Source organism: Lentihominibacter faecis, assembly GCF_014306095.1.
Taxonomy (GTDB): domain Bacteria; phylum Bacillota; class Clostridia; order Peptostreptococcales; family Anaerovoracaceae; genus Lentihominibacter; species Lentihominibacter faecis.
Window position 1 is genome coordinate 20,123 of sequence record NZ_JACRWC010000039.1, and the last position, 22,272, is coordinate 42,394.

Annotated in this window: 20 protein-coding genes and 1 pseudogene; 5 read left to right on the forward strand and 16 right to left on the reverse strand. The window is 49.4% G+C overall.

The window, feature by feature from the left end; genetic code table 11:
* The first annotated feature begins 93 nt into the window (after positions 1 to 93).
* Positions 94 to 972: a DMT family transporter gene (locus H8876_RS02580; RefSeq protein WP_249286397.1), complete on the forward strand. Its 879-nt coding sequence runs from the start codon at positions 94 to 96 to the stop codon at positions 970 to 972.
* A 92-nt stretch (positions 973 to 1,064) separates the two neighbouring features.
* Here the strand turns inward: H8876_RS02580 and H8876_RS02585 are convergent, their stop codons facing one another.
* The 7 genes from H8876_RS02585 to H8876_RS02615 all read right to left on the reverse strand — a co-directional run bounded on the left by H8876_RS02585 (position 1,065) and on the right by H8876_RS02615 (position 6,669).
* Positions 1,065 to 1,826 carry a hypothetical protein gene (locus H8876_RS02585; RefSeq protein WP_249286398.1) on the reverse strand — a complete coding sequence of 254 codons (762 nt, stop codon included), beginning with the start codon at positions 1,824 to 1,826 and terminating at the stop codon, positions 1,065 to 1,067.
* Between the two features lie 451 nt (positions 1,827 to 2,277).
* The gene (locus H8876_RS02590) at positions 2,278 to 3,207 is read right to left on the reverse strand and encodes a thiamine pyrophosphate-dependent enzyme (RefSeq protein WP_249286399.1); all 930 of its coding nucleotides are present in this window, start codon (positions 3,205 to 3,207) and stop codon (positions 2,278 to 2,280) included.
* A gap of 21 nt (positions 3,208 to 3,228) precedes the next feature.
* Complete coding sequence (locus H8876_RS02595; protein WP_249286400.1) at positions 3,229 to 4,449, reverse strand: pyruvate ferredoxin oxidoreductase; 1,221 nt, start codon at positions 4,447 to 4,449, stop codon at positions 3,229 to 3,231.
* On the reverse strand, positions 4,450 to 4,755 hold the full coding sequence (locus H8876_RS02600) for a 4Fe-4S binding protein (RefSeq protein ID WP_249286401.1): 306 nt from the start codon (positions 4,753 to 4,755) through the stop codon (positions 4,450 to 4,452).
* A gap of 2 nt (positions 4,756 to 4,757) precedes the next feature.
* Complete coding sequence (locus tag H8876_RS02605; RefSeq protein ID WP_249286402.1) at positions 4,758 to 5,348, reverse strand: 2-oxoacid:acceptor oxidoreductase family protein; 591 nt, start codon at positions 5,346 to 5,348, stop codon at positions 4,758 to 4,760.
* Positions 5,349 to 5,572: 224 nt separating this feature from the next.
* Positions 5,573 to 6,073, reverse strand: a complete 501-nt coding sequence (ybaK, locus tag H8876_RS02610; protein WP_249286403.1) for a Cys-tRNA(Pro) deacylase — start codon at positions 6,071 to 6,073, stop codon at positions 5,573 to 5,575.
* A 26-nt stretch (positions 6,074 to 6,099) separates the two neighbouring features.
* Positions 6,100 to 6,669 carry a GNAT family N-acetyltransferase gene (locus tag H8876_RS02615; protein ID WP_249286404.1) on the reverse strand — a complete coding sequence of 190 codons (570 nt, stop codon included), beginning with the start codon at positions 6,667 to 6,669 and terminating at the stop codon, positions 6,100 to 6,102.
* Positions 6,670 to 6,839: 170 nt separating this feature from the next.
* Here H8876_RS02615 and H8876_RS02620 point away from each other — a divergent pair, with 170 nt between their 5' ends.
* Positions 6,840 to 9,458 (forward strand): ATP-binding protein, encoded by a 2,619-nt coding sequence (locus H8876_RS02620; protein WP_249286405.1) that lies wholly within the window; start codon positions 6,840 to 6,842, stop codon positions 9,456 to 9,458.
* Positions 9,459 to 9,480: 22 nt separating this feature from the next.
* On the opposite strand, the gene H8876_RS02625 is transcribed toward H8876_RS02620, so the two are convergent.
* From H8876_RS02625 to yabP, 6 genes and pseudogenes are all read right to left on the reverse strand, one after another.
* Positions 9,481 to 11,469, reverse strand: coding sequence for an LTA synthase family protein (locus tag H8876_RS02625; protein ID WP_249286406.1), 1,989 nt, complete (start codon positions 11,467 to 11,469; stop codon positions 9,481 to 9,483).
* A 22-nt stretch (positions 11,470 to 11,491) separates the two neighbouring features.
* Positions 11,492 to 12,370 (reverse strand): 16S rRNA (adenine(1518)-N(6)/adenine(1519)-N(6))-dimethyltransferase RsmA, encoded by an 879-nt coding sequence (gene rsmA / locus H8876_RS02630; RefSeq protein WP_249286407.1) that lies wholly within the window; start codon positions 12,368 to 12,370, stop codon positions 11,492 to 11,494.
* Positions 12,371 to 12,634, reverse strand: a complete 264-nt coding sequence (locus tag H8876_RS10270; protein WP_417493136.1) for a DUF4093 domain-containing protein — start codon at positions 12,632 to 12,634, stop codon at positions 12,371 to 12,373.
* A gap of 110 nt (positions 12,635 to 12,744) precedes the next feature.
* Positions 12,745 to 12,963: pseudogene (locus H8876_RS10275) on the reverse strand (toprim domain-containing protein); the annotation flags it as partial.
* Entirely contained in the window at positions 12,960 to 13,481 is a 522-nt protein-coding gene (locus H8876_RS02640; protein ID WP_249286409.1) for an FtsB family cell division protein, read from the reverse strand. The gene H8876_RS02640 and the pseudogene H8876_RS10275, both read right to left, overlap by 4 nt.
* A 481-nt stretch (positions 13,482 to 13,962) precedes the next feature.
* Entirely contained in the window at positions 13,963 to 14,223 is a 261-nt protein-coding gene (gene yabP / locus H8876_RS02645; RefSeq protein WP_177265369.1) for a sporulation protein YabP, read from the reverse strand.
* 491 nt (positions 14,224 to 14,714) lie between these two features.
* On the opposite strand from yabP, the gene H8876_RS02650 reads away from it, so the two are divergent.
* From H8876_RS02650 to H8876_RS02660, 3 genes are all read left to right on the forward strand, one after another.
* The gene (locus tag H8876_RS02650) at positions 14,715 to 15,200 is read left to right on the forward strand and encodes a DUF4860 domain-containing protein (RefSeq protein WP_249286410.1); all 486 of its coding nucleotides are present in this window, start codon (positions 14,715 to 14,717) and stop codon (positions 15,198 to 15,200) included.
* Positions 15,193 to 15,630, forward strand: a complete 438-nt coding sequence (locus H8876_RS02655) for a hypothetical protein (protein WP_249286411.1) — start codon at positions 15,193 to 15,195, stop codon at positions 15,628 to 15,630. The genes H8876_RS02650 and H8876_RS02655 overlap by 8 nt, the downstream gene beginning before the upstream one ends.
* A 75-nt stretch (positions 15,631 to 15,705) precedes the next feature.
* On the forward strand, positions 15,706 to 16,119 hold the full coding sequence (locus H8876_RS02660; RefSeq protein ID WP_249286412.1) for a hypothetical protein: 414 nt from the start codon (positions 15,706 to 15,708) through the stop codon (positions 16,117 to 16,119).
* Between the two features lie 574 nt (positions 16,120 to 16,693).
* Here H8876_RS02660 and H8876_RS02665 read toward each other — a convergent pair.
* From H8876_RS02665 to dnaB, 3 genes are read right to left on the reverse strand one after another with little or no spacing between them, the layout of a single operon-like run.
* Positions 16,694 to 19,702, reverse strand: a complete 3,009-nt coding sequence (locus H8876_RS02665) for a M23 family metallopeptidase (protein WP_249286413.1) — start codon at positions 19,700 to 19,702, stop codon at positions 16,694 to 16,696.
* The gene (locus H8876_RS02670) at positions 19,651 to 20,916 is read right to left on the reverse strand and encodes a DnaD domain protein (RefSeq protein WP_249286414.1); all 1,266 of its coding nucleotides are present in this window, start codon (positions 20,914 to 20,916) and stop codon (positions 19,651 to 19,653) included. Before H8876_RS02670 ends, H8876_RS02665 begins: the two co-directional genes overlap by 52 nt.
* Positions 20,916 to 22,265 (reverse strand): replicative DNA helicase, encoded by a 1,350-nt coding sequence (gene dnaB, locus H8876_RS02675; protein WP_249286415.1) that lies wholly within the window; start codon positions 22,263 to 22,265, stop codon positions 20,916 to 20,918. Before dnaB ends, H8876_RS02670 begins: the two co-directional genes overlap by 1 nt.
* Positions 22,266 to 22,272: the final 7 nt, after the last annotated feature.

Consider the following 22,272-nt stretch of genomic DNA (forward strand, 5'->3'; position numbering starts at 1 on the left):
AAGATCAATATTGCGACATATTACGCATAAATTATGATACAATTTTGCTTTTGCGTCAATATAATTATAACTGTACGAAGGAGGACAAAAGACATGACAACTGCAACCAGTGCAAAAAGAAATTCCATGCTTTTGATGGCTCTGTGTGCCATTATGTGGAGTCTCGGCGGTATCTTTATCAAACTGATTTCCTGGAATCCACTGCTGATCTGCGGAGTCCGCAGCGTTATCGCTGCATTGATCCTGGGCGGATATATGTTCGTCACCCGGACGCCGGTGAATTTCAACAAGTATTCTTTTGGTGCAGGGATAGGGCTTTCCACATCCTGCATATTCTTCGTCTTCGCCAACAAGCTGACGACTGCGGCCAACGCTATAGTACTCCAGTATACTGCACCGATTTTTATTCTTCTGATGTCGGCATTTTTATTCAAGCAGAAATTACATAAAAAAGAAGTTGTCGTAGTCGGGATCACTATGTGCGGTATCGTGCTGTTTTTTCTGGATCAGCTGTCCCCAGGCAATATTTTAGGGAATATTTTCGGCATCTGTGCCGGTGTTTTCCTGGCGCTCATGTTCGTTATGGTGGGACAGGGCGGCAAAGATGATTCCATTCGAATGAGTGGCATCCTGTTCGCTCACTGCATGGCTTCTATCGTCGGCGTTCCTATCGGGCTCATGACGACTACTTCCACCACGGGAATGGAAATCCTGTATGTTGTCATCCTGGGTGTGTTCCAGCTGGGGATCCCGTATGTACTCTACACGGTGGCTTCTCGCAACTGTCCACCTCTGGCCTGCTCTCTTATCGGCATGCTGGAACCTTTATTTAATCCGGTCTGGGTAGCCATTTTCGTCGGCGAAATGCCGGGAACCTTCGCACTCATCGGTGCGGCCATCATCATCGCTGTTGTAACCTGGTGGTGCATCAGCGAAAGCAAGGAGGAGAACCCGGATGCGCCAGCGCTATGATTTTTGCTTGCTTTCGGCTGCAAAAATCATAAAATCGTGCCGGCAAGCTACACGTGATGACCGGCACGCCGGCACACTGCACTGAACTCTTCCTACATCACCCGCGGCAATAAAAATTCCTCAACAATTTCCCGCAAGTCTCTGGGATCCCGCACATCCTCCTCAAAGGTATAAATCAAGTCCCGCCACTGTCGCCATCCTTGTCTGCGATAGTCCTCCATTCGCCACAGCGCTTTCTTGTGATAATCCTCATCCGAATCCATCAGCCCGAAATGCTCCCAGATGATCTTGCTCCCATCCCGGCAGTAAATCGTAAAATCCGCATAGTATAAATGCCCGTCCACCCGCCGATCATAACTATAATCAATGCCATACTCCTCCAGCATATTCCCGATACTCTGCTCCGACTTCGACCGTACCATCTCCCCTCCATTGGTCGCATAAACAAGATTTTCTGGATACGCCGGATTCTTATCATACTTTCTCGATCTGCGCTTTTTATAAAAATACTGTCTTGGAAGCTGACTGATCCGCTCTGGAAGCTTTTGCAAAATCCCATTCATCCCGCAGGATTCACACTTCTCCAAAGCCCGCTCAATCTCCTTCAAATTATGCTGCAAAATCTTCCGTTCCTCCAACAAGTACCGCTTTCTGGCCAGTTGTCGCACCAGTTCCGGTTTCCGAGTGATCCCCCGCCGCCTCGCCTGTGCGTTTTGATAATAGTAAATCCGCCCGTGCTGCTGCAAAGCCTCCAGCCGTCCCGGCGGCAGCATTTTCAGTTCCCGCCGGATAGACCCCAGTCGATCCAGATGCTCCTGCTTCACTCGCGTCAATAAATCTTTTAAATCTCGCATCCCTGTCTCTTTCCTTCTTTGTGATCTTCTTCCCTCTCGCCTCCTTGTTTTACCATATATTGTAATTCTACTTTTTGTCAAGTCTTATCACAGTAAAATCATAGTCCGCACACACGACTTCCATACATTTCCACACAATTGATGATAACGGCCCATTTATCCCTTTTCATCGCCCCTCTGTCAATCGGTTTTGTAACGATTCCTTAACACCTTTCTGCAAAGTCCACGTTGATCGGGTCACTCCTGGTGCTGGGGATCAGTTTCCCGACAGCAACGACAGCTCCCATGCTGGCGGAGCGGGTGAGGCTATGGTTTTTTGTCCGCTCCCGGCAAAAATATCATAAAATCGTGCCGGCAGGGTTGCTCATACCGGCGTCGCACCGCAGATGACTTGCGCCGCCAATAAAAAAGGCTGCGGTGCTAATTGCTTAGTACCGCAGCCTTTCATATTCTATTCACATTTCGCCAGCAGCTTGTCCCACTGTTTATCTACGTATTCCTGTGCTTCATCGATCATCCAGTCGTTGCCCTTCTTGAACATGTGAGCGAAACGACCCTGTTTTTTCAGGAATTCTTCTACCGGAAGCTTTTTCTTTGGTTCGTAGCTCAGCTTCCAGACACCTTCTACGATTTCATAGAGAGGCCATACGCAGGTTTCCACTGCAAGGCGGCAGATCTCTGCGATCTCCGGTGTTTCGTAACGCCAGCCGCGCGGACATGGCGCCAGCACGTTGAGAAAACAAGGACCATGAGTATAGATGGCCTTGTGAGCCTTTTCGTGAAGATCCTTGAAGTTCCCGATAAAAGTCGTCTGGGCCGCATACGGAACATTGTGGGCCGCGATGATCTCCGTCAGATTCTTCTTGTTCTGCTGCTTGCCCGGGATCACTTTTCCTGCCGGGGAAGTAGTCGCATCGGCAAATCGCGGTGTAGATGACGATCTCTGGATGCCGGTATTCATGTACGCTTCATTATCGTAGCAAACGTACACCATATCGTGACCACGCTCCATGGCACCGGACAGAGACTGCAGGCCAATGTCGTAAGTCCCTCCATCCCCGCCGAAGGTTATGAATTTAAAGTCTTCCTTGACCTTTCCTTTTTTCTTTAAAACATTATAGGCAGCTTCTACACCGGAGCAAGTCGCCGCCGCATTGGCGAAAGCCGTGTGGATGTAGCTGTCGTAATATGCTGTATGTGGATAAATAAACGTGGATACTTCCAGACAGCCGGTGGCATTGGTGATGACCGCCTTGTCTTCCGGCTCCAGCGCACGCAGAACGCCGCGTACAGCGATCCCGGCGCCGCATCCGGCACAGAGTCTGTGCCCCCCGGCCAGACGTTCCGGTTTTTCCAGTTCCTTTTTCAAATTGTAAGCCATGATTCCTTCTCCTTTCTCCGGCTATTCCGACTCTTTTCTGTGATCGAATCCGCCTTCTGCATAACGGGAATCTCTTACCCCGACATACCGGTATACATCGCCCGGATCATCGGTATCGTATATGATAAACAGATCATTATAGATCTCGTAGTAGTCTTCCACCGTGATATCTCTGCCGCCGAGACCATAAATATAGTTGATGGCATACGGCTTGTTCGGTAAATCGTACAGCGAGTTTCTCGCTTCATTGAACAGCGGGCCGCCACTGTTAGAGAAGCTCTCTGCCTTGTCCATGATCGCTACAGCCTTTACCTTGCACATAGCTTCTGCCAGAGGTACGCGCGGGAATGGCCGGAACACTCTCAGCTTGATCAGGCCTACCTTCTTACCTTCTGCACGCAGCCGGTCTACAGCTTCTTTCCCGGTGCCGGCACTGGAACCGATGACAACAAGTGCAACTTCCGCATCATCCATCATGTATTCTTCAAAGAATCCATACTTTCTGCCTGTCAGCTTTTCATAACGCTTTGCAACATCCATGATGATCGGCATAGCGTCCTTCATGGCCTGTGCCTGCTGACGCTTGGCTTCCATGTAGTATGGAGAAATTCCGTAAGGACCTACTGCCAGCGGGTTTTCTGACTTGAGCAGATAGTTTTCAGGCTTGTATTCACCGACGAATTCCTTGACCTCTTCATCTTCCAGCAACTCGATATTCGACACACCATGACTGGTGATGAATCCGTCCTGACAGATCATGATCGGCAGACGAATAGTCTCCGAAATCGGCATTGCCTGTATGTAATTATCGTAAACTTCCTGATTGGTTTCTGCATAGATCTGGATCCAGCCTGCGTCTCTTGCTCCCATGGAGTCAGAGTGGTCATTATTGATATTGATCGGTCCGGTGAGTGCCCGGTTTACCACCGCCATGGTGATAGGCAATCTCGCCGAAGCCGCCACATAAAGCAGCTCCCACATGAATGCCAGCCCTGCGGAAGATGTTGCCGTCACCGCACGTGCTCCCGCTGCCGATGCTCCGATGCACACCGACATGGCACTGTGCTCCGACTCTACCGGTACAAACTCGGTATCCACCAGTCCATCTGCGATGAACCGGGAATAGTACTGCGGGATCTCCGTCGACGGCGTAATAGGAAAAGCACCCATGACGTCAGGATTGATTTGTCTCATTGCTGTTGCCACGGCTTCGTTGCCGGACATTCTGTCACGCTTGGCCATCTACTTTTCCTCCTTTACAAAATCGATCGCATCGAACGGGCAGACCTCTACGCATATGCCGCATCCTTTGCAGTGTTTAAAATCAAAATCAAGGCGTTTACCGTCCTTTACCGGAATGGAACTGTCCGGGCAGAACGGCACGCAAAGCAGGCACTGCTTGCATTTATCCTCCTTGAACACCGGCACATCTACACGCCAGTCACCAGTCTCTACCAGCAGAGAAGTGGCCGGTTCGTAGATTTCTACGCCTGTAGTCAGCTCCTGCCAGGTGATCTTCTCATTGATATCTTTTGCTTTTGTTTTCATGTTTATCCTACCTTTACCTCTTCCATGGACTTCTTCAGTGCACTCATATTTCCCTCTATGAGATTTTCTTTCCCGCGGAATTTATGCTGAAAAGATTCTTTCATATCCTGGATGAACCGTTCCTGATCAATGACGTGGCTGACTTTCACCACTGCTCCCAGCATCGGAGTGTTCGGGAAATTCTTTCCCAGCGCATCCATGGAAATCTTCTCTGCATCAATAGTGCAGACTTTCCCTTTATATCCTTTTAAAAGCGGCCGGATCTCTTCCGGGGACTTCTTGCTGTTGATGATCAACGCACCTTTTTCCTTAAGACCCTTGGTCACATCCACGGATTTCAGCAACGTTTCATCAACGACCACCACGTAATCCGGCTTGTAAATATTGGAGTGGACCTTGCAGTGCTCGTCCGTAATGCGGTTATACGCCGTGATCGGTGCACCCATACGCTCCGGACCGTATTCAGGGAATCCCTGCACATGCTTGCCGGAACTAAAGGCTACATCTGCCAGCAGCAGACATGCGGTTTTCGCACCCTGTCCGCCCCGTCCGTGCCATCTGATTTCTACTGCTTCATTTAACCGTTTCGCCATATCTATCGACTTCCTCTCGTTATCAGTGTTATGTAAACCTGTTATTTTTTTCAATCAAATCGGGCACAGTTCCTCTATGCCCTGTATTAGACTACATGAGAGCGTCCTTTATGTCAATAGATTTTTGAAAATTTTTATGTTTAAATCACAAAAAATTCTTTTGTAATTTGTTTTTTATTACCAAAGAGTTTTCTGACAATTTATGTGCCCGGCTCTCCGGCCGGTTATTTGTCCACGGTGAGATCCACAAAACAAGCTCCCGTGATTTCCTGCAAAGCTTTCACCGGCAGCACCATCTGCAGTCCGACTTTCCCGCCGCTGACGGCGATTTTTTCCAGCTGCTCCGCAGAAGCATCTATAGCTGTCGGAAATTCTTTCTTCATCCCTACCGGGGAACAGCCTCCTTTGATGTAGCCGGTGGTGGCTGTCAAAAGCCTGGACGGAAGCATTTCCAGCTTTTTTTCGCCGAAATGCTTCGCTGCTTTTTTCAGATCCAGTTCTTTATCCACAGGGATCTCGCACACATAGTACTCCCGGCTCTGTCCTACGGTGACCAGCGTTTTGAATACGGATCCCGGCTCCTGTCCCAGTGCTTTTGCTACGGAAACGCCGTCCAGGAATCCTTCCGGTGCTTCATATTCATGCATTTCATACGGGATCCCTGCCGCTTCCACGATCCGGACTGCGTTTGTTTTATGCTGATGTTTGTCTTTTTTCTTTGCCATGTTTCTCTTCCTTTCCCTTTGCAGATTCAAAGCACCCCGGCATGCCGGAGGCTATCGTATTCTTCCCTCAGCATTGTGTAGCAGCGAACGGGTTTGATCGTGCCGTCATAGATCTTGTAGATGCGTCTGAGAGTGCCCTCGTACTGAAATCCGCATTTTTCGATGATGCGCTGGCTGGCGATGTTTTCTTCCCCGGTGCGGATCATCATGACATCGAGGCCCACGTATTCGAATCCGTATGCGATGACGCGCTTTGCAGCTTCTGTCATGAGACCGTGGCCCCAGAATTCTTCAGCAAGAGAATATCCCAGTTCCAGACTTCGCACGCCGGGGCGCAGTCTGTCTTCGGACAATCCGATACTGCCGATGATCCTGCCGCCAGTCTTCTCGATAATAGCCCACACGCGACTTTCGCGAAAAACGGTTTCGATGATTTTTCGTGATTCAGCAATGGATTCATGTGGTTTCCAGCCTGCTTTTGGTCCTACGTTAGGGTTGGATGCATATGCATAGAGCTGCGGAGCATCGGAACGTTTCCATCCTCGAAGCTGCAGCCGTTCGGTTTCCAGGGGTTGTACCATTTGTTTTCTGATCATAATCTGCTCCTTCTGACTCCTATCATACATATCGTCTTCATGAAAAGCAACACCTGAGCCGTCAAAACACGTCTTTTACGGTGTTGTATAGGTGCACATTCCCCATATCCTGTCTTGTTTGCTCCGTTTTGTCTTCATTATAATACAACCGTAAAGGAGGCCTTACTACCATGCTTCGCAAAAACTACTGGCATTTTATCCTGATCTGCATGCTGATCGCACTGATTTCCGGCATTGGCTACGCCAGTTTCATTTCCAATAAAATATACGAGGATAGTTCGACCCATCTGCGTGAAATCTACGGGGAAGTCCAGAAGGAGTTTGCTTCTCTGACGAATACCAACTGGAACATGCTGATGGACTGGAATGAATATTTGAGCTATGGTCTGGACGATCTGGATGAAGACGATCTGAACAGGTATTTTCAGTCGGATAAGGATCGCTGGGGCTACAGCGAGGTATATTTTCTCAACGAGCGAAGCGATTATGTGACACTAGATCGTAAATACGGGCATCTGGACTGCGGATCTCAGATCAGGCCTCTGCTGCAGGAGAAACAGAATGTTGTAATGGATACGGTGCAGGGAGGTGAGAACCATCTGACCATTTTTGCGATCCCTGCTCAAAAGAATTTTTATTATGGCTTCCCGTATACGGCAGTAGCTGTCAGCTATGACAACGCCGCTCTTGCAAAGGCTCTCAACATTACTGCATTCTCAGGAAAGTCACGATGCTATATGCTTGATGGAACCGGACATATCATGCTTTCCACTGCAAGTGAAAAAGTTCCATCCGCAAATTTTTTATCTTATCTGGATCATCATACCAGTCTTTCCGCAGGAGAGACGGATTCTTTTGCGAAGGATCTTAAAGCAAAAAAAGACGGGGTCATCAAGTATCGCGCCAACGGCATCCCCTATTATCTTATCTATCAGCCAACAGGATTTCAGGACTGGATGATAGTTGGTACTGTCCCAAAGAAGGCAGTCAATACCAACATTCCACAGGTTCAGATCGTGACGATAGCGGTCTTGAGTATCCTCTTTCTTATCGCAGCCGTGATCGGCGTTCAATACCTGATTCGTCGCTACCGCTCTACACTGGAAGCCAAAAATGAAGAGCTGCAGTATCAGGAGGAGCTGTCCACCATTCTCGTGAAAAACACTCATGACATCCTCATCCTCTATTCTCCGGAAAAGAAATCACCGGAGTATGTGAGTCCCAACATCCAGAATCTGCTTGGGATCGACCCGGCTCTCATCGACAATGATCTGAGCAGACTAAAAGAGTGTTCCATCATAACCCGAAACAGCTTTCTCACTGCAGATCTGTCAGAGGCAGTGGGTGCCGGTATTCTGCAGGTGGAATCCGAATGGATCCATAAGGAAACGGAAGAACACCGCTGGTATCACGAAACGTTGTATCCTGTCACTCTGCGTGGTTATCAAAAGCTGCTGCTGGTTATTTCTGACCGTAGCGGCGAATATCAAAACAACATGCAGCTGGAACTGGCGCTGAATATCGCGAAAAGTGCCAACGAAGCCAAAAGCTGTTTTCTGTCCAATATGTCCCATGATCTCCGCACTCCACTGAATGCCATCACCGGATTTTCCTCGCTGCTGCGGGAAGATGCGAATGACCCTGTACTGGTACGTGACTACGCCAGTAAAATCACGACTGCAAGCCATCATCTTCTGGGTATCATCAATAATGTGCTGGATATGTCTAAAATCGAAAGCGGCAAAACAGTTCTCAATATCCAGATGTTCGATCTGCAGGAGCTTCTCGATAAACTCAATATCATGACCCTGCCGCTGGCAAATGCCAAGGGGCAGACTTTTACGATCCTGCAGCATAATGTTTTCTGTAAGAAGTTGTGGGGTGATTCTGTCCGCATAAGTCAGGTGCTGCTTAATCTGCTGTCCAATGCTGTAAAGTACACGCCGGAAGGGGGAAATATCTGTCTGAGCGTCAGCATGAATCAGCCTTTCCCTCACAGCAGGATCCATGTGATATTCTCCGTAGAGGATGACGGGATCGGAATCGAAGAGGAATTCCTTCGCACTATCTTCGAACCGTTCACACGGGAAACCGACAGGATACAGGAAAATATTCAGGGGACAGGACTTGGAATGGCGATCACTAAAAATCTGATCGATCTCATGGGAGGGCATATTTCGATCAAAACCACACCGGATATGGGCAGCACTTTTTCCGTAGAACTAAATCTGCGCGATACAAAAGGGGCCCTTACAGAGAGCTCTGCTTCAGGATCTGAAGGAAACGCCGATCTGGAAATCCCGCCGGATGCTCTTCCGATCGTCGCAGTATCAGGGTATCCGGAAGATGACGAGCCTCTGCCTGCGGATGTGCCTGTTAAGCCTTCTGCTGTAAGGTATACTCCACTTGCCGGACTTCATATTCTCGTGGCAGATGACAATCCTTTTAATGCAGATATCATGAAAGATCTGCTGGATCTCAAGGGTGCCACCTGTGAGATCGCGTCTACCGGCCAGGAGGCAGTGGATTTGTTTACATCCTCTGCCTGCGGTCATTTTGATGCGATCCTTATGGATATCAGGATGCCGGATATGGACGGCTATGAGGCAACCAGACGGATCCGTCAAAGCAAGCATCCGGATCATGCCTCTATCATGATCATCGCCACCACGGCCAATGCGTTTGCGGATGATGTTAAAACAACTCTGGCATCCGGTATGAATGCTCATCTGTCCAAGCCGGTGGATCTGGACACCCTCTGTGCTCTGCTGCAAAGCATGCAGCTATAGGCTGGCAGGCTATTCCAGCAGGCTATTCTGTCGTGCTGAGGATCTCCTTATTCTTCTCAACCTGACTTACTTTCATACGAGAAGCATCCTCTGGGTCCACTTCCTCCTTAAGTGCCAGGATCGTCGGTCCCAGATATACAGTCTTCAATATCTTTCCATCAAGAGAAACTTTGCTGAATTCCGTAAAGTTTTCTCCCTTGATATAATAATTCTCACCGATCTTAACAACATCGGTCACCTTGATGTCCTTGACCCCCATCTTAAGATCTGTCTTCTTGAACGGATTTGTTTCTCCGTAAATATAGCGTTTGCCATACAGCATATCGTAGGACAGCGCTTTAAGATTCTGCTTGTAGTTTATATCGTCCTTGTAATTCTGCTGATATTTGTTCATCATGCCTACCGACATGCCCAGACGGCTCATGATCTCCGAATTGAGTTCATAGGCATTGATGTCCATGTTCTTTTTCTTCATGTCGAAATTGCTCCAGACGATATACTGTGTCTGGAAAATACTGCTTCCGTCCGCCATGGAATCCTCTGTCATATCCAGTGCAGGCAGGTGATCGCCGTACATCACCAGAATGACATCCTCATCGTAATTGCTGAGAGTATCCGTCAGTTCCTTCACAAACAGATCCATCTCATAGATCTGGTTGGCATAGTATTCGTACGCCCACCGCTGTTCCTCGGTCTGGTACTGCGTCACTGTGATCGCCGGATTTTCGATGACCTGCTCCGTCGGATACTTGCCGTGTCCCTGTACGGAAATGGTGTAGATGTAATCGGATCCTTCTGTACTGTTGAGTGCATCCAGGATCTGCTCCGTGAGCAGGCTGTCCTTAGCCCAGTTTTTCGGCGTTTTCATAACATTGTTCATGTATTCCAGGCAAGTGAACGTATCGAATCCCATGTTGGCAAATACTTTGTTTCTATTATAGAACGCGCCTCTGTGGTTATGGATCGCATGGGTCCCATAGCCCAGCTGCTTGAAATCATACGGTGCCGCTTCACAGGTCTTTTCTGTCAGAACGCTCTTGTACGGGTATTCCCCCGGTCCGAAGAACTTGGCACTGATTCCGGTCATGACCTCAAATTCCACGTTGGCCGTTCCTGCACCCACCGCCGGAACTGTCAGGTATCCAGAGGAATATTCCTTCATAAGTTTCCGGAAATTCGGCACCGGATCTTTCGAGAATTTCACATCTTTGACACGCGTCGGATCGATAAAGGATTCAAGCTGCAAATAAATGATGTTCGGCTTGCTTTTCACATCGGTATCATCATCTTTTCCCGGTGTATAGATGTTATCTTCTCCCAGTTCACCCTTGCTGAAAATCCCCTCTATTTCTTCTTTTGAATAATCCCTCGGCTTGTCGATACCCGTATCGATCCACGTCACCATGAAGCTGTATACTACGCCGTTATCGCTGTATCCTGTCGCCAGATTGGCAAAGAATGTATCCAGTACACCAGTCTTGGTATTGATTTTTATAACGCCAACTGTCAGAAGTCCGATGATAAGGATCACGGCGATGACCTGTTTATACTGGATCTTGCGATCAAGCTTCGGCGCCTTGCGGAACAAAATCACGCCGCCAAAAACAAGGAGCGCTATCCCGACTATGGCCAGTATCAGCGTCACCGTTGAAAAATATGTGGTGATGATAGCCGCACCATCCTTCAAATTGCTGAAATCCTTAACGGTAAACGGCGTCATCCGGTTGGAAAGGATCACACCATTGGCGATACCAACTGCCATCGGGATCATTCCCAGCAGAACCAGAGCGAAAATTCGCCGGCGGAACAACATGGACAGGGAAATGATTGCAAAAATCAACAGCACATTAGAAATGGACACCAGCGGATGCCCAAATAAAAATGCCACACTCTGGATCAGCGAATGCCGTGCCAGCGTTTCGATCACAAGATCAATACCCACCGCAATGACAAACAGCAAAACCAGATAATTTTTCAGATATTTTCTGTAAAAGTTTCTGAGTTTCTCCATATATCTCTATCTCCTACGTGTTTTATATCGTTTGTTTTGCAGATGCGACTCCATTGGCGATGTCTGCAAATTCATTCATATCCAAAGTTTCTGCCCTTCGTACCGGATCGATACCTGCTTTTTCTAAAATAGTGCGGATCTCGTCTTTTGAAAGACCGTAAGTACCTGTCAGCGAATTGAGAAGAGTCTTTCGTCTCTGACCAAATCCAGCTTTGATGCAGGCAAAGAAAGCCTTTTCATCGATAAGGTCGACAGGCGTTTCTTTTCGTATGGTAAGTTTCAGCACAGCAGAATCCACCTTCGGTCTCGGCACGAACACTTCCTTCGGCACGGAAATCACCTGCTCCACCTCACAGTAATACTGAACGGCAGCTGAAATCGCCCCATAAGTTTTATTCCCCGGAGATGCCTTGATCCGGTCAGCCACTTCTTTCTGCATCATGACCGTTATGCTCTCTGCATGGATGGAGTTTTCCAGAATGTGCATGATGATCGGCGTCGTGATGTAGTATGGCAGATTGCCGATGATCTTCACATCACCGGTGAAATTCCCCAGCTGCCCCTGCTCGTCGATGATCCCATTGAGATCGGTCTTCAAAATATCCTGATTGATGACCTCAACGTTATCGTACTCTGCCAGAGTCTCCCCCAGGATCGGGATGAGTTTACTGTCGATCTCGATAGCTATGACTTTCGCTGCCTGCTGAGCAGCCTCCGCCGTCAGTACACCGATCCCCGGTCCGATCTCGATGACCAGATCTTTTTCGCTCGGGTCTGCGCCTTTTACGATCCGTTCGATCACGTGTTTATCCGTAATAAAATTCTGTCCCAGGCTCTTCGAGAGCTGAAACCTGTGTTTTTCCTTGATTGCCTCGATAGTCGAGGGGGCATATAATTTCATCTATAACTCCTGAACCGCCTGTTCGAAGGCGTCTCTTTCTATTCCAAAGCTGTTGAGCCGCTGCAGCATGACCTTCCCGTTGCCATAGCCGATCCCCAGGATCTTTCCCAGTTTTTCTCTTCTCGCTGCCGAGTCGGCTTGTCCGATGAGCCCTGCATCCAGCAGATCTTTCTGCAAAAAAACCGGCGCAGCCGGTTTTGCATCAAAAGAACCGTGTGCTTTTCGAAGAGCTTCTCTGATGCTTTCCGGATCTGCGTTTTCGATGCCATATCGCCCTTCTTCGTAGCGGCTTTGCGATCTAAAAACGCCTGTCTCGCCTCCGGAAACTTCTCCATTATCCTGCGGCGGATCTGCTCACCAGCGTGGTCCGGATCAGTAAAGACAATGATGCCGGGACCGTTGTATGCTTCTTCGATCAGCTTCCAAGTCTTATTTGTTATACCATATCCATGTGTTTCTATTGTGATGGCGTCAACACTTTTTTTGATTGCCGCCGTGTCATCCCGGCCCTCCACGACCAGGATCTCCCGTATTTTAGGCAGAGGAGCAACTGCTGCGATCCTGGAAACTGCCTTGTTTTTATCCTGCATCATTGGCTGCTGTCCCCTTTCTGACCGCCGGTACTGGAATCGTCGCGGTCTGTGATCTCGCTCGGGAACATATAAAGTACCTCTCCCGGCTTGATCAGGCGTAGTTGCTGCCGTGCCTGCGCCTCGATGTTTTCCGGCGTTTCAGCGTTTTCCAGTTCTTTCTGTAGTTCTGCTTTCTGCTGTTTCAGAGCCTGCTGTTCTTTTTTTGTATCATATTGCTCTTTTTTCAGCGAAATGATATTGAAAACGAGCAGGAACACTAAAAGGACGATGATCGCGATCGTGATCCCCGTTATTATTTTTCTCCGGGTCTTGCTTCTGCGGATGGCTCGCTTGCCTCTGGTGTTCTGCTGTTTGGCGCGCAGCTCCTTTTCTTCCTTTTTTTCTTTCTCTGCACGCCTTTTTTGCTGCCGCCGGGCGCGGGCTTCCTCCATGTCGATGACCTGGCTGTTATTTTTAAATTCTTTGCTTCGTCTGTTTTTTCCCATGTTTTGATTATAGCACAGCACATTTTTTTCCACAACAAAAGACCCGTGAAAAATCCCAGTCCTGCATGGACGGACGGCTTTCCCCAGGCGCAGTAATAAAGAAACATGGATATAATAAGGGTGGTTACTGACCAAAAGAGGATCTCGACCATCGCGCGAGCCAAGGGGTGCGCAGGTTGCCATCCGCCCTCTCCGGCACGGTGGCTCTGTCGGAGTTGCCAGCTATCTCTTCCGGCACGGCGGCTCTGTCGGAATTGCCAGCTATCCCCTCCGACACGGCGGCTCTGTTGGAATTGCCAGCTATCCCCTCCGTCACGGCGGCTCTGTCGGAATTGCCGGCTATCCCCTCCGGCACGGGGGCTCTGTCGGAGTTGCCGGCTATCCCCTCCGGCACGGCGAAACCTTTGCAGAAACAAGCTGCGGATCTGCCAAAGGCTTTCCACAAAAACTCCAGCAGCCATCATCACAGTAAATGTTCGCACCTGCTCCATGATCAACACTGTCACCTGCATCGTTATTTCATCAGTTTTGCCAGAAATCCACGATCGCCTTTTTCCTTGACTTTCACATACATGAGGGAGTGGATCACGCCGGTGATCTGCGCTGTCCCTTCCGTCAGGTCCAGCATATGGATATGCAGATCCTCGCCACGGATCACCATCGCTCCCTGTCGCAGCGACGCCCGGATCTCCTCCTCGTCAAAGCTGTCGATCTCCCGAATGTCCGTGATCGTCATTTTTTCGCGATTATCAATCTGAACACTGTGATTTTCCATAGCGCTCCTCCTTCTGATTTTAAGGTCTTCGGCGGCAGGATTCATCTGCCTGAGGTATGGCTGCTGATCGCTGAATCGGTACCGCTGATCGCCTGAATCGACAGCCGCCGATTGCCTGAATGCATTCTCCTGATTCACAATATGCTGAGAGGGTGGGATTCAGAACCAGATTTGCGGATTAGTTCGGGTATTTGGTTTCGGTAAAATACCGCAAATTGGGATCTGGATGCTGCTAAAAGTTATTTTACCGGTGGCGAGTGGATTAGGTGATGGCGAAAATATCCTAATCCCCGCCTTTTACTCGCTATCGCATTATTTTTTCGATACCCAGATTACGTTTAACTGCGAAAAATCCCCTGCGGACTCTTTGCAGAAGAAAACAGGTTATTTTATGCGTTTCGAGTGAAAACGTGGAGAGCTGCGGCGAGCGTTGCAAAGCCCGGCGGAACTTGGTATACTGTGATTTAAGAACAGAAATGGATGGTGGCTTCATGAAAATTTCCAGAAAAAAATCACATATGCTTCTGGTCGTAGTGGTGGCCGGGATCTTTGCAGCAGCGTCGGCATGCCTGGCGGTACTGGGAGTTTTCATCTACAGAACTGCCGCCAGCGACCAGTCACAGCAGGATCTGAGCTACGCGTCAGAATATCTGCAGAAGCAGGCACGAAGCTGCAGTGATGCGGGCGATCTTCGGATCGCGACACTGAGCGGACAGATCTCGGCACTGGTTCTTTCGGAGCGAAAAAACGGAGAGGATCGGGAACTTTGGATCTTTGTAGAAGATGGGTATCTGCGTTCGGCGTCAGTGAAATCCGGCGAGACGGTTTCTGCAAAGGACGGAAAAAAGATCACACCGCTGCGGTCGATGGATCCGCGAGTTATCGGGTCGGATCTTTTAGAAATTTCGATGCGGAGCGAATCGGCTTCGGCTGTATGCCGGGTTTGGATCCCGGGGATCGGAGGCGGAAATGAATAAGAAGATTTCTGTAAAAACCCGGGTTCTGATTATCCTGCTGGCGATTTTTGTTTTTCTCGTGGCAGCACTATCCGTCAGCATCTGCATGTTTGTAAAAGCAGATAATGTTGCTGCACAGGCTGAAAGACTGGAACGTGTCGTCAGGGAGACTGACTCACTGGGAGAAGTCCTGAAAGCCTCAGACGGCGACACGAAAGCAGGGGCGGAGCTTTTGCCGGAGCACCGCGGAGCGGAGGTGTCCGAAAACTCTATAACACTATATTATACGGAAAAGTTTGAACCATCATCAAAAAGCGATTACAAATATCGTGTGCCGATCCTGCTGACTCCCGGCAAAAACGGCAGTTGCGACAGCTGGCAGATCAGCTGGTTTACGAAAGCGGGAAAAAAGGCGTTTTACAAGATGGAGTTTAAAAGCATCGCGCAGTAGGAGCGTCAGAAAAAATGGCCTGCACAGAATCAATCAGAAGAAAACAACCACCGAAAAACAGGGAGCTACTAAAACATGCGACAAAATAAAAATCGCGGACAACTGAATAGCATGAGCATTTGCGCGACAGCACTTTTTATATCACTGCTGATTTTTCTGCTGACATGCTTTTCGGCGGTGACTTATTACTCCGCAGAGCAAAAACTGGTACAGGCTCAAGCAGCGAAATTCCGCAGCCAGGAATACTTCGCAGCGGAATCGACCGCGTCGGAGATCATCGAATCCTTTTATCAGGAGCGGCGAGAAACCTCAGCCAACCTCAACGGGCGCTCTGTTTACGAATCCGATCAGGGCGACATCGAAGTTACAAAAATCGATAACGTGATTTACTTCTCAGTGCCGGCAGGAGGCGGGAATGATTTAAATGTGGAGGCAAAAGCCTCAAAAAAACAAGTCGTGATCCAAAGGTGGCAGCTGGAAAAGGAATAGGGGGATATCTGATCCCGGCGATAGCCGAGCAAATCTATGAGATGAGTTATTGTGTATGCTGATTTCATCCTTGAATTCCCAGATCGAAAATTATCTGCTCTAATTGGGAATTAATCTCTCGATTCAGATGTTTGCTCGCATCATGAATTCCCAGATTTGATTTTTTTAAAGCCATATAGGAAGTTTAATACTGTAAATGTTTCAAGATTCATGCGCAGCACTCGTTATGATTCCTAAAATGACATAAAAACTGTTTTTCTGGGAACTGTTTTTCTCTGTGCTGTAAATATCTTGTAAAGCAGTTCCCGGTTTGCTGTTTTATTTTGAAGAATGGGAATTCATGAATGAATGCACAGCTCATAAGCAGTAAGAAATCCAAATCAAGATCTTTTTTTTCGTGATCTGGGAATTCATGATTTCCCGGGTCACGCATCACTAAAAACAACCTCCGGCCCGCCAGCATCCGCGGACCGGCTGGCAAGAAAAAGGGCAACCGCACCGGATTTTATTCACCCGGCACGATTGCCCTTTCATGCAGTTTCTTCGACTATAATATGCTTGCCCCGCGATTTCTCTACGGCAGATAATTCAGCGGATTTCTTGGTTCTCCGTTGAACCGGATCTCGAAATGCACGTGTGGACCGGTACTTCTGCCGGTATTTCCCGACTTGGCGATCGGCTGTCCCTGGTAGACTTTATCGCCCTTCTTAACCAGCAGTTTACTATTGTGCGCGTACCTGGTTTCCTGCCCGTTCTGATGGTCGATCATGACCACGTTGCCGTAGGAGCCGCTGTACTGTGCTTCAACAACGGTACCGCCATCTGCGGCATAGACTGTCGTTCCAACGCTTACAGCCAGGTCAATACCCTTATGCTGTCTGCCCCAGCGCGATCCGAATCCGGACGACTGCGTAAAGCCGTCCTTAAGCGGCCAGATGTACTTGCCGGATCCCACCGTCGGCGGTCTTTCCTTCGTACCTACCAGTACGACCTCTGTGACCGGTTCTTCCTTCACGGTAGTTACCAGATCTTCTTCCTCCACCTTCTTGCCGTTCTGCAACGTAACGCGAGCGGTGATTTCCGAAAGCCCATCTGCTCCTGCCTGCTGCGTTTCCGTCATGCCTTCATAAATATCAGCTGATTTCTGCTCTTCCACTTTATGCTCTATGACCTTATCATACGTGATCTTTTCGACCACCTCGTAGGTCAGCACCGGCGCCTGCTGTTTTACGATGATATTGCTGCCCACTTCCAGCTTCTTTGAGTTGATGCCCTTGTTATCCTCCATCAGCTGATCCTCCCACACATCATACTTCTTAGCGATGCTGTGGAGCGTATCTCCTGCTACGACTTTATGCACGGTTTCCTTCTCGCCGCTGGTGCAGAGAAGATCTACCATCTCTTCCTCTGAATGAAGATCTTCCAGGTCGGTGTTTGCCGTCTTGATATCAACCTTTTCCAGGAAACGAACCGATTCGACCTTGATATTATCTCCCTGTTTCGTATACTTGTCAGCGACGTCTTTAAGCGCTTTCTCTGCCGTTTTACGATCCTGAACTGCGCCGATCTTTTTGCCATCCACGTAAATCCCAGTTGCCTTTACCTTCAGGTCGCCCATGTATGTCAGTCGTTTCAGCACCTGCTCGGAATTATCGATCTGCGATTCATCCAAAGCCAGCTTCCGATGGAATGTGATATCATCCTTGGCATCGATGACGATCTTCATATTCTTTTCTTCCGTCAAAGCACCCTGCACCAGATCAGTGATCTGCAGCACATCATCCTTTTCTTTCACAAGACCCAGCTTCTGACCGTTGTAGGAATACTCATACGCCGTGCAGTAATTCAACACTCCGGCAGCTCCCATTACAGCCATCATCGCAATGGCAAACACCATCAGCATGCCCTTCTTGTGATCTTCCGAATAACGCTTGAGACGTTCCAGTTTCTGCCCCAGCCTGCTCTTCTCATACGCAGCCTTCCTCTGGATCGACCGCAGATAAGCAGCCGCTCTGGCCTTTTCCTGACGCTCCTGACGTTCTTCAGCCAGCTTCGTCTGTTCCTCTTCCGTCGAAGCCTGTTTTTCCGCCTTGCTCTTGATCCCTAAAAGGTCTCGCAGCAAATAGGTAGGATGCTTGTTCACCTTCGTCTTGATCTGTACGCCCTGAACATTTACGATCCCGCCGCCCATCTCAGCGTCGGCCTTGCTCTGTTCTTCCAGACGAGTTTTCGCATCCGCAAGACGTCTCTTCTCCTGTTTGTGGCGCTCCTTTGCTTCCAGCTTCCGTGCTTTCTCTGCACGTTTTCTGGCCACCTTTTCCAGACGGTGTTTCCGCACTTCCTCCTTGTGCCGCTGTTTTTCCTCAGCCTTCAGCCGCGCCCTTTCTGCCCTTGTACGAATGACAGCTTCAGCTTTCGCTTTTTCCTGCGCCGTTTTCAGCTGTTGCATCTGCAGTCTCAGTTTCTGCTCCTGAGAAACCTGTTCCTGCATCTGTACCAGTTCTTCCACCTTGGCTTTCTGGCTTTCCGATAATTTTTCTGTATGTTTTCCGGCGATCGAAGAAATGGCATCGAATACTTTTTCCTGCCGTTTCTGCTGGTGCTGTAAATTCTCCTTCAGCGATTCCAGCTGTTCTTCCTTCGTCTCCCCGGAGATTTTCGCTGTTTCTCCAAAAAAAGCGGCTTTTTCTTCCGGCGACGCCATGTCTGTTGCTTCTCCGACAGTGCTCTTGACCGGAACGCTACCAACCTTGTGTTTTTCCGCCTCTTCTCGTGCCTTACGCTCCGCTTCCATGGCCTCCAAAGCTTTCTTACGAGCGACTTCCTTGGCCTTTTTTTCCGCCTCCAGTGCTTCCAGACGTTTCCGCTCTGCCTCTTCACTGATTTTCGCAGCACGCTTTTCTGCTTCCAGGGCTTTCTGGTGCTCCGCCTCGATCTGCAGCTGACGTTTTCTCGCCTCTTCTTCCCGGCGTTGTTTTTTCTGCATATCTTCCTGAAATCCTTTGATAACGGCCTGTTCTGCCGCACGGATCTCCTCTTTGTCCGCAGCAGGCGTCACGCCGCCCCGTGCTCCCGGAGCACCCGGCATCTCTGACGACTTCCCCTTCTGTACAGACTGCACATTCTGCAAAGGCTGCTGCTCATGGATCTGCTGCTCCACACGCTGCGCGGCTCCGATCGGATCTCCGGCCTGCTGTTTTTTCAGGGAATCCATGCTGCTGCGCAGTCCCTGAAGTTTTTTCAGCATTGCTCGGCCTTCTTCGCTTTCTGCCATCTGCGCCAGCATTTCCTTTCGAGTCGGGCGGTTTGCCTGTTTCAGCGCATCATCCACCGTATGGTGCTGCGGTGCTCCCGCTCCCGGCGCTATTGTTGGCGCTCCGGTCTGCTGCGGTGCTCCCGTTACAGATCCGGCAGTGCTATTCCCTTCAGGAACGCCCGGCTGCTGCGGTGCTCCCGGCTGAGGAACCCCCTGCTCCGCCTGCGGAGCAGGCTTTGCAGTATCCGGCTGCTGACCGCTGTCACCTGCCGGCTCTACTCCTGCATGAGCTGTTCTATTTTTGTTCGACTTACTTCTCCAAAGCATTGACATTTTTCTCCTGTTTCAAGCATTCCCGTATCTTTACACAGCGGACATTCGTAGTGGATATCCATATAATCCAGCTCGAATCCATTGTCTGTAAGCAGGAACGCTTTTTCTGTATTGAGGGTGCTCGCGGTCTCTTTGATCCGTTCCGAGGCTTCCCTTTTATCGACCGTATCGGAGATGATAATGCGAGAAAGCTCACGGCTTCCTGCAGCCAGCTCGTCATCGATCTGCTTGATCCGCGGCACTTTCGCATATACTTCTCTGCGATGTGCCTCGGCTTCTTTTTCTTCTTTATGGCGCAGTGTTTCGTAATACTGCGAGATTTCTGTGAGGGTCAGCTCCTTGCGCTTACCGCTCTTGTCCTTGCCGGTCCGTTCTTCATACCAGTTGACCAACACTTTATTGACATAGTTGATATTAGGATTAGCGATGCCTGTCGTCTTGGAACAGGCCTCCAGAGCCTTATCCAGCGAAAACTCCATTTCTTCAAACCACGTATCCATGATCTTCCGCTCCTGCTCCGTCGCATTGCGCGAAAAGCCAAGAGCCTGAAAGATCCGCTTGTACATATGGTTTTTTTTGTCCGCTTCGCTCAAGTATTTTTCGACAGCAGCCACGTCCTGAAAACCTCTCTGAGTCCAGCCATTGATCACTGCTGCGATATATTTGATATTTGTTTTCTTGCGTTTGACACAATAGGCATAGCCGTAGGCGATCACCTCCGGCGTCGCATTGAAATCGTTGATCCAGGATACGATCTCCAGCATTTCCGTGCCGCTGAGCACACTGCCGCTGGCCTTTTCGATCGCCTGGAACATTTCCTGGATCTCCTTGTCTCCCATGGCTGCCTGCATGCTCTGATCCAGACCGACAGGACGTTTCGATTCTTTGTCACCGTAGAACTGCTCTTTTAACAGCACAAACTCTACGTCGTAATCGAATTTATCCGCTGATTCACGACGGATCTTGCGGATCACACCCATCTTCTCCCAGTAGGTCCAGGCTCGCAGTACATCCTCATGCTCCATCGACAAATACTTGGCGATCTCCTCATTGGTGATCTCCTGCCCCAGATCCGCATACATCTGTGCGAACAGGTAGACTTTAACGAAGTCCCCTGGTGCAGCCGCCATGTATTCATTGATAAACAGATTTTCCACGCTTGTATCCAGCAGAAAATAATCCTTTATCTTCTCCCGTCTGAAAGTCATTAAAACATCCCTCCGGCATCCGGAATATTTCCTGACGCTTTATCTTTAAACTGGGTGTAGCGCTCGATCCATGCCACATCTACACTGCCCGTAGGTCCACTTCGATGCTTGGCCACAATGACCTCGCACTCCCCTGGTTTTTCGGTATCTTCTTTATTATAATATTCATCCCGGTACAGAAAAATAACGATATCGGCATCCTGCTCGATGGAACCTGATTCTCTCAGGTCGGAAAGCATCGGCCGGTGATCCGTTCTCTGTTCCGGTGCTCGGGAAAGCTGGGACAGCACCAGGACCGGGCAGTCCAGCTCTCTGGCAAGGAGTTTTAAGTTACGGGAGATCACAGAGATCTCCTGTGTTCTGGAATCCGCCTTGCCCTCCGGATTCATCAGCTGCAGATAGTCGATGATCACAAGATCGAGACCTGCCTCCGCTTTGAGACGGCGGCATTTGCTCTTCATCTCCATGATACTGATCCCTGCTGTATCATCGATATGTATATTGCTGTTTGACAGAATATCCAGCGCCACGTTGAGATCATCCCAGTCCCGGCGTTCCAGACGTCCTGTTTTCAAGGTCTGCAGATCGACCTTGGATTCCATCGAAAGAAGTCTCTGGGTGAGCTGCTCCTTAGCCATTTCCAGACTGAAGATCATCACAGACGCTTTCCCCTTGACCGCGGCATTACGCGCCAGAGACAGGGCGAACGCCGTCTTTCCCATGGCAGGTCTTGCTGCCAGGATGATCAGGTCGGATTTCTGCATACCGGACGTCATTTCGTCCAGCTTGGAAAATCCTGTGGTGATCCCGGTAAGACCACCGTCCATCTGTTCTGCTCTGTCGATGATGGCCAGGTTTTCTACCAGCACATCCCGGATATGAGAATACTGTCCCTTCTGCCGGGCTTGTGATATCTCGAATATCCCGCTTTCTGCGTAGTCCAGCATCTGGTTGGCATCCATCGTTCCGTCATAACCCTTGGTCACGATATCATCCGCCGTTTCGATAAGCCGGCGCACAGAAGCCTTTTCTGCCACGATCCTGCCGTACTCCATGGCATTGGATGTGGTCGGCGTCATGGAGGACAAAGATGCGATATATGCTCTGCCACCCACCATTTCAAGGCTGTTTCTCTTTTTTAATTCTTCTGCGACTGTCAGCGCATCCACAGGTGCATTCTTGCGATTCAGGTCGATCATGGCCTGGAAGATCTCCTTGTGATTTTCATCATAAAAATCAGCCGGTTTCACAACCTCCATCACGTCAAAAAGTGCATCCTTGGAAAGCATGGCAGCCCCCAGTACAGATTTCTCTGCCTCCGCACTGTGTGGAGGTACTCTTCCTTCCATATATGTT

Coding starts and splice junctions, on each gene's coding strand:
- H8876_RS02580 (WP_249286397.1), top strand. CDS start 94: ATGACAACTGCAACCAGTGCAAAAAGAAATTCCATGCTTTTGATGGCT.
- H8876_RS02585 (WP_249286398.1), bottom strand. CDS start 1,826: ATGCGAGATTTAAAAGATTTATTGACGCGAGTGAAGCAGGAGCATCTG.
- H8876_RS02590 (WP_249286399.1), bottom strand. CDS start 3,207: ATGGCTTACAATTTGAAAAAGGAACTGGAAAAACCGGAACGTCTGGCC.
- H8876_RS02595 (WP_249286400.1), bottom strand. CDS start 4,449: ATGGCCAAGCGTGACAGAATGTCCGGCAACGAAGCCGTGGCAACAGCA.
- H8876_RS02600 (WP_249286401.1), bottom strand. CDS start 4,755: ATGAAAACAAAAGCAAAAGATATCAATGAGAAGATCACCTGGCAGGAG.
- H8876_RS02605 (WP_249286402.1), bottom strand. CDS start 5,348: ATGGCGAAACGGTTAAATGAAGCAGTAGAAATCAGATGGCACGGACGG.
- ybaK (WP_249286403.1), bottom strand. CDS start 6,073: ATGGCAAAGAAAAAAGACAAACATCAGCATAAAACAAACGCAGTCCGG.
- H8876_RS02615 (WP_249286404.1), bottom strand. CDS start 6,669: ATGATCAGAAAACAAATGGTACAACCCCTGGAAACCGAACGGCTGCAG.
- H8876_RS02620 (WP_249286405.1), top strand. CDS start 6,840: ATGCTTCGCAAAAACTACTGGCATTTTATCCTGATCTGCATGCTGATC.
- H8876_RS02625 (WP_249286406.1), bottom strand. CDS start 11,469: ATGGAGAAACTCAGAAACTTTTACAGAAAATATCTGAAAAATTATCTG.
- rsmA (WP_249286407.1), bottom strand. CDS start 12,370: ATGAAATTATATGCCCCCTCGACTATCGAGGCAATCAAGGAAAAACAC.
- yabP (WP_177265369.1), bottom strand. CDS start 14,223: ATGGAAAATCACAGTGTTCAGATTGATAATCGCGAAAAAATGACGATC.
- H8876_RS02650 (WP_249286410.1), top strand. CDS start 14,715: ATGAAAATTTCCAGAAAAAAATCACATATGCTTCTGGTCGTAGTGGTG.
- H8876_RS02655 (WP_249286411.1), top strand. CDS start 15,193: ATGAATAAGAAGATTTCTGTAAAAACCCGGGTTCTGATTATCCTGCTG.
- H8876_RS02660 (WP_249286412.1), top strand. CDS start 15,706: ATGCGACAAAATAAAAATCGCGGACAACTGAATAGCATGAGCATTTGC.
- H8876_RS02665 (WP_249286413.1), bottom strand. CDS start 19,702: ATGCTTTGGAGAAGTAAGTCGAACAAAAATAGAACAGCTCATGCAGGA.
- H8876_RS02670 (WP_249286414.1), bottom strand. CDS start 20,916: ATGACTTTCAGACGGGAGAAGATAAAGGATTATTTTCTGCTGGATACA.
- dnaB (WP_249286415.1), bottom strand. CDS start 22,265: ATGGAAGGAAGAGTACCTCCACACAGTGCGGAGGCAGAGAAATCTGTA.